At 62.1% G+C, this 12,752-nt stretch carries 12 protein-coding genes and 1 tRNA gene; 5 read left to right on the forward strand and 8 right to left on the reverse strand.

Annotation, left to right across the window (positions count from 1 at the left end):
- Positions 1-5 precede the first annotated feature (5 nt).
- Positions 6-872, forward strand: a complete 867-nt coding sequence (locus AOP79_RS10485; RefSeq protein ID WP_062073329.1) for a PAC2 family protein — start codon at positions 6-8, stop codon at positions 870-872.
- Between the two features lie 15 nt (positions 873-887).
- On the opposite strand, the gene AOP79_RS10490 is transcribed toward AOP79_RS10485, so the two are convergent.
- On the reverse strand, positions 888-1,748 hold the full coding sequence (locus tag AOP79_RS10490) for an undecaprenyl-diphosphate phosphatase (protein WP_062073331.1): 861 nt from the start codon (positions 1,746-1,748) through the stop codon (positions 888-890).
- 86 nt (positions 1,749-1,834) lie between these two features.
- On the opposite strand from AOP79_RS10490, the gene AOP79_RS10495 reads away from it, so the two are divergent.
- Complete coding sequence (locus AOP79_RS10495; RefSeq protein ID WP_062073333.1) at positions 1,835-2,797, forward strand: aldo/keto reductase; 963 nt, start codon at positions 1,835-1,837, stop codon at positions 2,795-2,797.
- 18 nt (positions 2,798-2,815) lie between these two features.
- Here the strand turns inward: AOP79_RS10495 and AOP79_RS10500 are convergent, their stop codons facing one another.
- Complete coding sequence (locus AOP79_RS10500) at positions 2,816-3,142, reverse strand: primosomal protein (RefSeq protein ID WP_174435658.1); 327 nt, start codon at positions 3,140-3,142, stop codon at positions 2,816-2,818.
- Between the two features lie 42 nt (positions 3,143-3,184).
- On the opposite strand from AOP79_RS10500, the gene AOP79_RS12000 reads away from it, so the two are divergent.
- Complete coding sequence (locus tag AOP79_RS12000) at positions 3,185-3,436, forward strand: DUF5703 family protein (protein ID WP_236683394.1); 252 nt, start codon at positions 3,185-3,187, stop codon at positions 3,434-3,436.
- Positions 3,437-3,449: 13 nt separating this feature from the next.
- Here AOP79_RS12000 and AOP79_RS10510 read toward each other — a convergent pair whose 3' ends face one another.
- The 6 genes from AOP79_RS10510 to imuA' all read right to left on the reverse strand — a co-directional run bounded on the left by AOP79_RS10510 (position 3,450) and on the right by imuA' (position 11,271).
- Entirely contained in the window at positions 3,450-4,745 is a 1,296-nt protein-coding gene (locus tag AOP79_RS10510; protein WP_062073335.1) for a M20/M25/M40 family metallo-hydrolase, read from the reverse strand.
- A gap of 91 nt (positions 4,746-4,836) precedes the next feature.
- Complete coding sequence (locus AOP79_RS11895; protein ID WP_162836188.1) at positions 4,837-4,983, reverse strand: GPGG-motif small membrane protein; 147 nt, start codon at positions 4,981-4,983, stop codon at positions 4,837-4,839.
- Positions 4,984-5,182: 199 nt separating this feature from the next.
- A tRNA-Leu gene (locus AOP79_RS10515) sits at positions 5,183-5,268 on the reverse strand.
- Positions 5,269-5,493: 225 nt separating this feature from the next.
- Positions 5,494-8,880, reverse strand: coding sequence for an error-prone DNA polymerase (locus AOP79_RS10520; protein ID WP_236683395.1), 3,387 nt, complete (start codon positions 8,878-8,880; stop codon positions 5,494-5,496).
- On the reverse strand, positions 8,873-10,567 hold the full coding sequence (locus AOP79_RS11920; protein ID WP_082093567.1) for a Y-family DNA polymerase: 1,695 nt from the start codon (positions 10,565-10,567) through the stop codon (positions 8,873-8,875). Before AOP79_RS11920 ends, AOP79_RS10520 begins: the two co-directional genes overlap by 8 nt.
- Positions 10,567-11,271, reverse strand: a complete 705-nt coding sequence (gene imuA', locus AOP79_RS10525) for a DnaE2-dependent mutagenesis accessory factor ImuA' (RefSeq protein ID WP_062073339.1) — start codon at positions 11,269-11,271, stop codon at positions 10,567-10,569. The genes AOP79_RS11920 and imuA' overlap by 1 nt, the downstream gene beginning before the upstream one ends.
- Before the next feature lie 173 nt (positions 11,272-11,444).
- Between imuA' and AOP79_RS11625 the strand changes: the two genes are divergently transcribed.
- Positions 11,445-11,684 carry a shikimate kinase gene (locus AOP79_RS11625; protein ID WP_439644686.1) on the forward strand — a complete coding sequence of 80 codons (240 nt, stop codon included), beginning with the start codon at positions 11,445-11,447 and terminating at the stop codon, positions 11,682-11,684.
- A 31-nt stretch (positions 11,685-11,715) separates the two neighbouring features.
- Positions 11,716-12,690, forward strand: a complete 975-nt coding sequence (locus tag AOP79_RS10530; protein ID WP_062073341.1) for an IS481 family transposase — start codon at positions 11,716-11,718, stop codon at positions 12,688-12,690.
- The last annotated feature ends 62 nt before the right edge of the window (positions 12,691-12,752 follow it).

Below are 12,752 nucleotides of genomic sequence, written 5' to 3' on the forward strand. Positions count from 1 at the left end.
GCAACATGACCCCGGATGATCTCACCCCTGTTCTTGGCCCCGATGACTCCGTCATGCTCGCCGCGTTCGAGGGATGGAACGACGCGGGATGCGCCTCGACCGCAGCAACAGATCACCTCGCCGCGGCATGGAACGCGAAGGAACACGCGACGCTTGATCCCGAGGATTATCACGACTTCCAGGTGTCGCGACCGACCATCAGCCGTGACAGTACCGGGGAGAGGGTGGTCTCGTGGCCTGGCACGATCATCTCCACGGCTGACGTCGATGGGGCGCCACGCCTCGCTATCGCACGCGGCATCGAGCCCTCGATGCGGTGGCGCACCTTCTGCAAAGAAATCTTGGACCACGCCGAAAACCTCGGTGTGAGCACTCTTGTCACGTGCGGCGCGCTCCTTGTGGATGTCCCGCACACTCGCCCACTGCCCACGTTCCTCACTTCTGAACAAGAGGCGACTCGTGCCCGCTTTGGACTCGAGAAGTCGGACTACGAAGGACCGACAGGCATTGTGGGCGTCCTGGCACACGAGGCTCAGCAGCGAGGCATCTCAGTCTTGAGTTTGTGGGTGGGCGTGCCCCACTACCTCGGGCATCCACCCAGCCCTAAAGCGACTGCAGCGCTGCTGGTCCAACTTGAACGGCTCTTCGATACCAGCATTGATCTAGGTGAACTCATCGAGGAAGCCGATGCGTGGGTCCGGGGAGCAGACGAACTCGCCGCGGACGACGAGGAAATCTCAGCTCACGTCGAGCAACTCGAGGCACTGATGGATGAAACGAGTCTCCCTGAAGCGTCAGGCGATGCCATCGCGGCGGAGTTTGAGCGATTCCTCCGAAGGCGCGGCGGCGGGGGCCCCAAGAGCACCGACTAGAGCTCAAGGGCTCTCTCACAATGCGGGAATGGTGCCCGCCGCAAGCAGCGCCACGATCAGCACCGCGAACCCAATGCGGTACCACACGAACGGCCAGAACGTGTGATGCGTGATCAGCTTGAGGAACCATACGATCACCGCATATCCCACGGCAAACGCCACCACAGTCGCGATCACCGTGTTGGCCACACCAGGCCCGCCCGGAGCCGTCAGCTCGTCAGCGTTCGTCACCAACTCGAGCCCAGCCGAGCCCAGCACCGCCGGAATAGCCAACAAGAACGAGTACCGTGCCGCAGCCTCACGTGTGAGACCCAACAACAAACCCATCGAGATGGTGCCACCCGAACGCGACACTCCAGGCACCAGTGCCATGGCTTGGGCTAGACCCAATAGCAGCGCATCCTTGCCACGCAAGGACGTCAGTTCACGTTCCTTGCGGCCGATCTTGTCTGCGAACCCCAACACCAATCCGAAGATCGCAAGCATGGCTGCCGTGATGTAAAGGTTGCGCAGGTGCCCCTCAATGAAGTCTTGGAACACAAAGCCCAGAACAGCGATGGGAATCGAGCCCAGAATGACCCACCAACCCATGCGAGCATCGGCGTTCTTCGAGCCAAAGCGCTCCGCCCGGGACGCGCCGTCTTTGCCTGCAAGAGCACGGAACCATGCAGCAATGATGCGAGCGATGTCCTTGCGGAAGTACAGCAAGACCGCGGCCTCAGTACCGAGCTGAATGATGGCGGAGAACGCAGCGCCCGGATCACCGCCTCCGGGAAGGAGTGGACCGACCACGCGCACATGCGCGCTTGAAGAAATCGGCAGGAACTCCGTGATGCCCTGAACCGTGCCGAGGATGACTGCTTCCCACCAACCCATGACCGCAAGGCTAGCGCCCCCAGCACACAGATTCGTCCGCGAGTCGCACCACCTCCCACAAGGGCGTACGCGGTAGCGTCCCCAATATGGAACGACGGAGGGTTGGATCAACCGGACTTGAGGTGTCACGCCTGGCACTGGGAACCATGACATGGTCCCGAGACACGAGCGTTGAAGAAGCCGGCGCTCAACTCGATCTCTTCCTCGACGCGGGCGGAACTTTCCTCGACACAGCCGCGTCGTATGCCGAAGGTGGCGCGGAAGCCACCATCGGCGCCATGCTTGGCGGAACACTCTCGCGGTCCGATGTGCAGATTTGCACTAAAGCGGGAATCCGCCGAACGAGAACGGGTGGAGTGATCGACTCGTCCCGGGACACGATGCTGGCCACGCTCGATGCATCGCTAGAACGTCTCAACACCGACTACGTCGACCTGTGGCTCGTGCACGCCTTTGACACAGTCACCCCCCTCGAAGAGACGCTCCACGCCCTCGAAATTGCGGTGAACTCCGGGCGAGCCCGCTACGTCGGTGTCTCCAACTTCCCCGGTTGGGCTACCGCCCGCATCGCCACCATGGCAACCGGGCGCCCTGCCATTGCCGCTACCCAATGTGAATACTCGCTCTTGGAGCGTGGAATCGAACGCGAAGTCGTGCCTGCAGCTGAGGCGACAGGGATGGGCGTCATTGGCTGGGCTCCGCTCGGGCGTGGTGTCCTGACCGGGAAGTACCTCGATGCAATCCCAGCAGACTCTCGAGCCGCGTCGGAGCACCTAGCAGGATTCGTTGACCCGTACCTTGGTGAACGGTCGATGACAATCACACGGGCGCTCGCCACGGCTGCGGATGGGCTGGACTGGAGCATGCAACAGACAGCTCTTGCGTGGGCGCTCACGAAGGATCACATCGCCGCGACCACGATCGGCGCCCGCACTGCGGCACAACTCGTTCCGTCACTGAAGGCAACTCTCCAACCACTTCCCGACGCGATCATGGACGCGCTCGACGAAGTCTCCGCTCCGCCTCTCGGATACCCAGAACGGCGTTAGCACCGTGGTGGGCGGAGGTCAGCGCAGGTCGAAGTCCTCGATGTCGTCATCGAGCGCTTCCTCATCTGTCTGGGCATGGCCGTCGAGTTCTCGATCGCCCGGATCATCAAGGACCGTGTCAGCATCGTCGAGGTCGTCCTCGAATTCCTCGTCGACCACCAGTGGTAGCGTCTCCGCGAACTGGGTATCGAGGGCCATCTCGTACGACGTAAACGCTAGCGCTACGCCTTCATACGCGTCATCCACGACCGCGTCGTCGTCATCTCGCTTCGATGCAACCGCCTCGAGATGGGTTTCAAAAGCCGCAATCAAACGTCTCAACGCATCACGTGCTTCAACACTCATGTTCTCGACGATAACCCCGAACACGGATCCATGGGAGGTGTAATGTTCCACGACGCCACGTCAGGCCACCAAGTGGTAGCAACTCGAGGTGCGCAACGCTCTCCCCAACAGTACGAATGGAGGGTGCTGGAGTTTCCGCGCACCACGAGCCATTCACAGGTGCGGACGATGATGACGGAGCACGCCGAGTACGGTCGCTGGGAGCTGGCGCGATCACAAATACTCGTGGGCGGCCAACGGCGGATTTGGTTGCGCCGAAGGGTCTACAAACTTCAGCGCACCGACGTCTACTGAGCTCCGCTGACCGTCAGCAGTCAGTAAGGAAATTCACCAGTACTCGAGTGCCGAAGTACAGGCTCTCGACGGGCACTCTCTCATCGATGCCGTGGAAAAGCGACGGGAAATCTAGTTCCGGCGGCAGAAGCAGGGGCGCGAACCCATAGCCCGCGATACCAAGAGCGGCAAGGTGCTTATTGTCGGTGCCTCCCATCAATGAATATGGGAGCACGGCCGCGCCCGGATCCTCGTGGCCGAGCGCCTGGATCATTTTGTCAACCAACGGGACCTCGAATGGCGCTTCAAGGCTGCGTTCAGTGATGTACGGCTCAACCTTCACGTGAGTGCCCGCGAGTTCTTCGATAGTGCGCAGCACCTGCTCCTGTTGACCGGGAAGATAGCGCGTATCGACATACCCGACGGCATGATCAGGAACCACATTTGTCTTGTATCCGGCATCCATCATGGTGGGATTCGAAGTATTGCGAATCGAAGCATCGATCATGGGAGCCATGGCACCCAGACCCGCAACGAGCTTCGCGACACCGTCGTCACTAGGCTCGTAGTCCACGCCCTGCAAGTCCGCCACGCCGCGCAGCAGGTGTTCAACGGTGGGCGTCACATCGACATCCCATCGATGCGCTGCGATACGTTGCAACGCCCCAGCCAGGTGGGCGACAGCGTTGTCAGAGTGAACCAGTGAGCCGTGCCCCTGCTTCCCTGTGGCGATCAGCTTGAGCCACTGGATACCCTTCTCAGCTGTTTGGACAAGGTAAGCGCGTTGACCGTTGACATAGGCGCTGAAGCCTCCGACCTCACTGATAGCTTCTGTCGCTCCCGCGAAGTCCTCCGGATGGTTCTCAACCATCCATTTGGCACCATGGTGGCCCCCGTGCTCTTCGTCTGCGAAGAACGCGATGATGATGTCTCGCGGCGGTGTCACACCAGCCTCGATCAACTCGGCTACGGCTGCCAGAATCATGGCGTCCATGTTCTTCATGTCGACAGCGCCGCGCCCATAAAGGAGGCCGTCCTTGATGACAGCAGCAAAGGGATCCTCAGACCAGTCCTCTGCAAACGCCGGCACCACATCAAGGTGTCCGTGAACTACCAGTGCGGGACGAGAAGGGTCGCTTCCCTTCCATCGCGCAACGACCGAGGCTCGCCCAGGAGTCGACTCCCGGATGGTCGGATCAAGGCCAAGGTCACGTAGGAGCGCGGCGACGTACTCAGCCGCTTCCCGCTCTCCAGGACCAGGTTCATCGCCATAGTTCGAGGTGTCGATACGAATAAGGTCCTGGCAGATCTTGACGACGTCGAGGCTCATCCCTTCAGGCTAGCGCCCTTGGGGATGAGCCTCGACGTCCAGCGAACGATGGACGCGCTCTTTGAGTGCCGTCGCTCGCAAGATTGATCCGCTACGGGTTGAAGATACTCACTCCGGCCGGTCCAATCAGGAAGGCCGCGACAATCAGCACGGCTCCCCAAAGGAAGTCCCTCTGAATGAGGCGAATAACGCCAATGATTCCGACGATGACTGCGATGATCCACAAAATGGTGCCCATGAGGGTCTCTCCTTGCGTTATGTGCAGTACTGCTTCGGACATCAGGTTCAACAGAAGGAAGTCTCGACGTATTCCATGATGTGCCAGGAGGTTCCCGATGATGGCAGTGCGTTGACGCTGTGAAGTGCGTCTCGTAGCCCATGCTGAGCCAACAAAAAAGTCAGGGACCGGAGCGGTTGCTCCGGTCCCTGACTGTTCGTGTCCGAGGGGGGACTTGAACCCCCACGCCCAAATAAGGGCACTAGCACCTCAAGCTAGCGCGTCTACCAATTCCGCCACCCGGACGAGGTGTCTGACCCGCTCTTCCGAACGGTTCAGCGAGAAGAAACTCTAGCATGGCTTTCGCACGACGAATCACCATGTCAGGCACCGCATTGACGGGACTATCCAGGTGCCCAGTCAGCACGTTCATGCGCCGTCGCACATACCTCTCGGAGTGTCGATGGCTACTCGCCGTGCAGCAATGACCCCGCGGCGCCCCCAAGCTCGCTCCAGACGTGACGACCTCACTCACCGGAAGTCTCGACTCTTAGCCGGTACCGCTAGTGACAATGCCGCTAAATGCTCTGCAATCAGGTTCGTCGCACCGTCTGCGCGCTCGATACGACCCCGGATCACGAGCGCAGCAGACCTGCGTGCCACCGCCTTGAACCGTTTCCACACTCCTACCGAGCACACCACGTTGAGGAAACCGGTCTCGTCCTCAAGCGAAATGAACGTCACCCCCTTTGCCGTCCCTGGACGTTGACGATGCGTCACGACGCCTGCGACACTCACGCGACGTTCTGCCTCATGACTCAGTACTTCACTGACGGTGAGCACCCCTTGAGCATTAAGGCCCTCTCTGACGAACACCGTGGGGTAACTGTCAGTGGAGACCCCTGATGCCCATACGTCAGCAACGGCCTCCTCCACCACGCTCATTCCGGGGAGCATCGGTGCTTGCATGCCAGGAACCGCGTCAGGCAAGGTATCTGGCCCCTCTTTCGCAAGCCCACCCGCGGCCCACAGGCCCTCACGCCGCGTTACCCCCAGCGACTCCAACGCACCAGCGGTGGCAAGTGCCTCCCATTGCGCCACGGTAAGCCCCTTTGAAGGCGCAAGTCCGCCTTGCCCTGACACCCCTGCCGGCCGCACTCTCACTCTCCTGGCCATATCTGTCAGGGAACGGAACGGGCCATCTTCCCGAGCCGCCACAATCGCATCGGCGGCTTCCCTACCCAACGTTTTGATGGAGGCAAGCCCCATGCGCACAGCAAGATGCCGGTCAACATGGGTGAGCACCGCCATGTCTTCACGCACTTCACCCGGGGTTTCATACGGACGGCTGAGTCTTTCCACACGAGCGAGAGCATAGGACTGCTTGACACACGGGCGAAGAACCACTTGCCCATGACGCCGCGCATCGGCAGCCAAGGACTGGGGGCTGTAGAAGCCCATCGGTTGCGCCGCCAAAAGGCCTGCGTAAAACGCAGCGGGCTGGTGAACCTTGAGCCAGCTTGAGGCATAGACCAGGTATGCAAACGAGTACGAGTGAGACTCCGGGAAGCCAAAGTCGGAGAAGGCTTTGAGCTTCTCAAAAATTTGGGCTGCTACGTCCGCGGTGATTCCGTTGTCGTGGGCGCCCACCATGAACCGCGCACGAAGCTCCTCCATCCGTTCGGGGCTACGCTTCGACCCCATGGCACGGCGCAGTTGGTCGGCCAGCGCTCCGTCGAATCCAGCACAGTCCATTGCCATCTGCATGAGTTGCTCTTGAAAGAGCGGGATCCCTAAGGTCTTTCCTAAGGATCGCTCCAACAGCGGGTGCAGGTAGGTCACGGGTTCGCGCCCGCGCGCTCTCGAGATATAGGGATGAACCGAACCTCCTTGGATAGGCCCGGGCCGGATGAGAGCCACCTCAATCACAATGTCGTAAAAGCGCCGTGGCCTCAGCCGAGGCAACGTCGCCATCTGAGCGCGTGACTCCACCTGAAAAACCCCGACCGTATCGGCAGCACACAGCAGGTCGTAGACCTCCGGGTCCTCCTGGGGCAGGGTGTGTAGGCCCCATTCCTCACCTTGGGTGTCCCGGATAAATCCAAACGCGTACCTTAGCGCCGACAGCATCCCGAGTCCCAACAAATCGAACTTCACTAGCCCCGCATCCGCGCAGTCATCCTTGTCCCACTGCAGCACTGTTCGGCCCGGCATGCGGGCCCATTCCACAGGGCACACGTCGATCACAGGACGGTCGCACAGCACCATTCCTCCCGGGTGAATACCTAGGTGACGCGGTAGGCGCATGAAGCGCTCCGCAAGCGAGACCACAGGTTCAGGGATGTGATCAATGTCTTGAGGCGGAGTCGGCTCGGGCCACGTCGCGTCTCGCTGCCGCGCCGCCCACTCTTCGTGCTGGGATTCAGAGACACGAAGGTCGCCCCAACGGTCAATGCTCTTTGACCAAGCATCTTGTTGGCCGACGTCATACCCCAGGGCCTTAGCGGCATCCCGGATCGCAGACCGGGGCCGGTACTGAATGACATTGGCCACCATGGCGGCATTGATCCTGCCGAATCGCCTGAAAACATACTGAATGACCTCTTCACGACGATCCGACTCGATGTCGACATCAATATCGGGCGGGCCATCACGCTCGGGGGCCAAAAAACGTTCAAAGAGAAGCCCATGCGTGACGGCGTCGACTGCAGTGACGCCAAGCGCATAGCAGACCGCAGAGTTCGCAGCTGATCCCCTCCCCTGGCACAGGATGTCCTGCTCCCGACAGAAACTCACAATGTCATGGACGATCAAAAAGTAGCCGGGGAAATCCAAGGCTTCGATCACATTGAGCTCATGCTCGAGCTGCTTCCACGCCCCCTTGACCCGCTCCTCATGCGGCGGCCCGTAACGGGCGTAAGCGCCCCGGCGAACCTCCTCGCGTAACCACGATGCCTCCGTGTGCCCCTCTGGAACGGGATAGGGAGGAAGATTGGGCGCTACCAGGTTGAGATCGAAGGTACATTCAGCCGCAAGTCGCGCAGCTGCGGGGACCGCGTGCGCATGACGCGGGTGACGGGAAAGCATCTCTGCCGCTGACCGCAGGTGGCTCCCGGCCCCACCAGGGAGCCATCCGTCCATATCGTCCAGCGATGAACGGGACCGGACAGCCGCCATCGCTGCCGCCAGGTCAGCATCCCGCTCAGTGGCATAGTGCGCATTTGTTGTTGCGACAAGTGGAACCTGTGCATCGAACGCTAGATCGGAAAGGGCATCATTGCGTTCCGAATCAAAGGGATCGCCATGATCGGTGATCTCAACCGCCACGTTGTCGCGACCAAAGAGCGAGGTGAGTCTGTCGATCTCGCGCCGCGCCTCAGCAAATCCCGCAGGTGTAACGGCGCCACTCAACGCGGATGCCCCAGGCACTCCTACACCGGAAAGGGCTCGCCGAACTACCCCTTTGCGACATCCAGTCAGCACCAGAAACTCCCCTGCGCCGGTGTCAGCGAGCTCCTCGACGGTGTAACGAGCAAGCCCTTTCTCTCCCGTGGCGAGGTGGGCCATCCCGATTGCATGAGAGAGCCTGGAGTACCCACGCGCGCCCCGTGCGATCACAAGAAGGTGACTCCCCCGAGGGTCCGGCCGCCCCGATGGCGGGTCTAGGACGGGAGGGCCTCCCGGAGTCTCCGGAGCGCCAAGGTGGAGTTCTGCCCCGAACACCGCGGGCATCCCGATGGAACGCGCAGCATTGGCGGCCCTCACCGCCCCGTAAAGTCCGTCATGATCGGTCAGCGCCAGCGCACTCAACCCCAGCCTCCCGGCCTCCGCGACCATCTCTTCCGGCTGGCTGGCACCGTCAAGAAAACTGAAGGAACTATGGGCGTGAAGTTCGGCATACTCCGCTGAGTTAGTCATAGACCGCCTCCAGCCACCACTGCCCAGCACTGAATGCCGCGAGGACGGCCAGCATGGAGGCGCCATCATGTTCTCGTAGCGCAAGTTGCAGGTAGGCGCGCCGCGAAGATTCGTCTGACCACCATCGTTCAACGACAGGCCATGGGCCTGCCCACGCTTCCACTGGTCGCGCCGGTCCCCACGTGCTTTCCTGCCCCACATGGCCTGCAGACGGGTGACGTGCGATCGCACTGTGGGGAGCCTTGCCAGGCTCTGCTTGGAGCCTGACCCAGGTGGGAGTCGCACTCATGGACAACCTACGGCCCACGATCACAGGAGAACCACCTGCATCGAGGACCTCGAGCGGCTCAGCCAAGGGGAGAACGGTCGCCGGCGCCGGGTCGGGGATACGGCCAGGCCATGGGTGGGAGATGGCGCGCCCCTGCCGAGGTTCCTGCCCCCAGGGTTCCGTCACCATACGATCTCGCGGCGAGCGTCCTCCTTGTTCACGCACGGATAACACGCCGTCCGCCCCTAACAATGCCTGCATGCGTTCCACGGAACGATGCGCCCGAGCATCCGCCCCAGAGGTCCCACCCCACAGATACGCCTGCTCATCTCCGAGCGCCACGACGTCCTGAGCAGTCAACGTCAACGACGTCAAGGGCGCAGGATCAGGACCAGCCGAGGTCCCCGATAGCCATCCCTCCAACTGCCAGCGCACCCTATCCGACATGTGCCGCGCGAATGCCCCTGTTCTGGATCCCACATCGGTACGCCAGACACGCTCTAGTACGTCTCCCTTGTCGGTGCGAGCGGCGATCGCGACCCGACCGCAACGCACGCCCGCGCTCAGGAGTGCAGCGTCCAACTGAGCGGCAGTATGCGTGGCTACTGCAGCAAGTTGCTCCACCCGCTGCGCCGGCTCATCAAACTCGTACGACACCTCGATGTCATCACTGGACCGCCTCAGTACTGGAGGACGGACGTCCTCCCCCACACCGATGCGATGTGCCCACTGGCCCATTTGCCCAAAGCGAGCCACCACATCTTTGCGGGGCAACGCGGTGAACTCGCCAAGCGTATGAATGCCGAGCCTGATGAGCACCTCAGCGAGATCTTCAACGGATTCCCGTTGGCGACGTTCCATTGCCGCGAGCGCCAAAGTACTGACTGGCGCAGATGACAGGAACTCACGGGACTCTCCCGGCGGCACCAATAGCGAAGACCGTGCCGCTACTACTGCCGCAAGGAGGCCATCAGCACTTCCCACGAGACTCTCGTGGCCGCTCAGTTCCGCGACTGCACCGATCAGGGCCTCGGCGAGTGCGGCTTCTGACCCATGAAACCGTGCGGCGCCATGAGCGGGGATCATCAAGAGCCCTGGACGGGAAATCTCCACTCCAGCGACGACCTCTTCTGCCGCTGCGGCGACGGCCTCAAACTCCCGCGAGTCCCTTCCCTCGTCATGGTGCATGATCACGAGTTCCGGGCAGGCGCGCTGTGCCACCCGTTTGGTGTTGCCGCGTTTCACGCCAGCAGATCTCGCGGCTGCTGACACCGCCGTCATTGCACGCCCATGGAGTACTGCCGCTGGCGCATCGGCGCTGAGACCAGATTCGCGCATTGCTGCAGCTACAGGCCAGTCAGGGACCCACAACACCATGCGTCGGGTCGTCGCCACTGCTCCTGCCGACGCGGAGAGCATCACAGCACCCCTTCATTCACCGCGCTCGGCACGGCGCGCGACACCCAGGAAGGGTCCCGATCGAGCGAGACACGCACCCGTTGCACACCGGGTTGGCGACGTCCCGTGACCGCGACCGTAATGTCCCTGTCCCGTAGCCGGCCCTCACCAGCGTGCAGGCCCCTCCACTGAGTCCGTTCGACGTCGAGTTCCAGGTGAGCCCCGGGCCACCGATCTACTGTGAGAATGACACAGCCCCGCTCTTTAGCTCGGGAAGCTAGCCTTCGCCGATCCCCGTCAGATAGCGCAAGTTTCTTCCCAAGGATCACTACATCCATGCCGTCGAGGCATGCTCCGGCGACATCGGCGGCATGAGCAGCGGGGTGGGGAATGAGCACTGACTTGGAGAGGTCCATGCCGCGGCGTGCCGCTGAGATCGCTCCCACTGCAGGCATCCCTACCATCGCAGTCCAGGCTCCTCGCCTGGAAGCCTCTGCCGCTAGCGCCAACACCAAAGAAGTGGATCCACCGACCCTCACTACCTGCCCACGTACCAGACCCTTCGGCAAGAGTGCCGCAATGCTGTCTGCTACTGCTAGCGCCGCGACCGGCTCACTGGCCTCTCGCGTCACACCCCAGCGCGCCTGCACATCTTGGAGCGCGGCGCGCGCTGCTACCAAGCGCTGCTGTTGGGCAGCGCCGGGGGCCGGCAAATCGGTCGACATTTCACTCCACTGATCACCGCGAGTCAGCCTCGCGTTCGAACATATGTTCGATTATCTCAGTAGACCCTGACATCCATGTCCACGTCAACTGCGGCAGCAGAGGACCCCCGCTCCCCACGAGAACAGTCCCACACCCATAGGATTGCCGCATGCCACCACCCCTAGTAGTCCTGATGGGCCCTGCGGGGGCAGGTAAAACCACAATGGGCATCGCCCTCGCCGCACGTCTGGGCACCACGTTCGTCGACCTCGACGATGTTGCTGGGCCTTGGTATGCAGAGGTGGGGTGGAGCGTCCCTCGCTTGGTGGAACGTTCTCGTGAAGTCGGATGGCTAGCTGTACCCGGCCTGGAGGTTGGTGACACTCGGGTTTGGTGCTTGACGCGAGGGAGGACCCCCGGATGCGGTGGGTGATGTCTAAGTCGCCCACCGACCGGAGGTCCTCGTGTCCCACCGTAACGCGCGCTTGAATGAGCGCGGCCGTCAGCCCCTTGTCCAGCGTGTCCGCGTCGAGGGGTGGGCCGTGGCTCATACCGCGAAGGCCCAAGGGGTGTCGCGTCAGTGTGCTCACCGCGGGCTCTCCCGGTTCGACGAGCAGGGCGCGAATGCTATGGTCGACCGGTCCTCGCGACCGCGTCGGAGCCGCTACCAGACCCCGGTCGATGTCGAGCAGCGCGTCCTTGCTGTCCGCCGTGAGCAGCGTCGCGGTCAGGACTGGATCCGTCCCGAGGTGGGCGTGGCACCGCGGAAGGTGTCGCGGATCCTGCGCCGCCACGGTGTGCCCCATCTGCGTGAATGCGATCCCCTCACTGGTGAGGTGATCCGCTCGTCCAAGACCACCGCGGTGCGCTACGAACGCGACGCCCCAGGCGATCTGGTGCACATGGACGGCAAGAAGATCGGCGAGATCCCCGACGGTGGAGGCTGGAAAGCTCACGGCCGACAGATGGGCTCCACCGGCGCGAAGAAACGAGCCCGGATCGGCTACGACTACGTCCACTCCCTCGTCGATGACCACTCACGACTGGCGTATTCCGAGATCCTCGACGATGAAAAAGGCCCCACCTGCGCCGGCTTTCTAGCCCGCGCAGCCGCCTACTTCGCCGCCCACGGCATCACCCGGATCCGCGAGGTCATGACGGACAACCACTTCAGCTACGCCAAGTCCCACGACACGCGCGACGTCATCGCCGCGCTGGGAGCCAAACACCGCCTCATCAAACCCCACTGCCCGTGGCAAAACGGCAAGGTCGAACGCTTCAACCGCACCTTGCAAACCGAGTGGGCCCACCGGCGCGTATTCCTCACCAACGCCGACCGCGCCGCCGCCCCTGCACCCTGGCTCGAGTTCTACAACACTGAACGACGCCACACCGCACTCGGAGGACTACCCCCGACCAGCCGACTGTCACCAACGTGACGGCCGAATACATCTAGCTGTTCACCCGAGGCAGGCTAAGCCTGCCTCAAGGGGATGGCTAC

The organism is Demequina sediminicola, from assembly GCF_000975055.1.
Classification (GTDB): domain Bacteria; phylum Actinomycetota; class Actinomycetes; order Actinomycetales; family Demequinaceae; genus Demequina; species Demequina sediminicola.

Coding starts and splice junctions, on each gene's coding strand:
- AOP79_RS10510 (WP_062073335.1), bottom strand. CDS start 4,745: ATGAGCCTCGACGTCGTCAAGATCTGCCAGGACCTTATTCGTATCGAC.
- AOP79_RS10500 (WP_174435658.1), bottom strand. CDS start 3,142: ATGAGTGTTGAAGCACGTGATGCGTTGAGACGTTTGATTGCGGCTTTT.
- AOP79_RS11895 (WP_162836188.1), bottom strand. CDS start 4,983: ATGGGCACCATTTTGTGGATCATCGCAGTCATCGTCGGAATCATTGGC.
- AOP79_RS10495 (WP_062073333.1), top strand. CDS start 1,835: ATGGAACGACGGAGGGTTGGATCAACCGGACTTGAGGTGTCACGCCTG.
- AOP79_RS10520 (WP_236683395.1), bottom strand. CDS start 8,880: ATGACTAACTCAGCGGAGTATGCCGAACTTCACGCCCATAGTTCCTTC.
- AOP79_RS10485 (WP_062073329.1), top strand. CDS start 6: ATGACCCCGGATGATCTCACCCCTGTTCTTGGCCCCGATGACTCCGTC.
- imuA' (WP_062073339.1), bottom strand. CDS start 11,271: ATGTCGACCGATTTGCCGGCCCCCGGCGCTGCCCAACAGCAGCGCTTG.
- AOP79_RS11625 (WP_439644686.1), top strand. CDS start 11,445: ATGGGCCCTGCGGGGGCAGGTAAAACCACAATGGGCATCGCCCTCGCC.
- AOP79_RS10490 (WP_062073331.1), bottom strand. CDS start 1,748: ATGGGTTGGTGGGAAGCAGTCATCCTCGGCACGGTTCAGGGCATCACG.
- AOP79_RS12000 (WP_236683394.1), top strand. CDS start 3,185: ATGTTCCACGACGCCACGTCAGGCCACCAAGTGGTAGCAACTCGAGGT.
- AOP79_RS11920 (WP_082093567.1), bottom strand. CDS start 10,567: ATGCTCTCCGCGTCGGCAGGAGCAGTGGCGACGACCCGACGCATGGTG.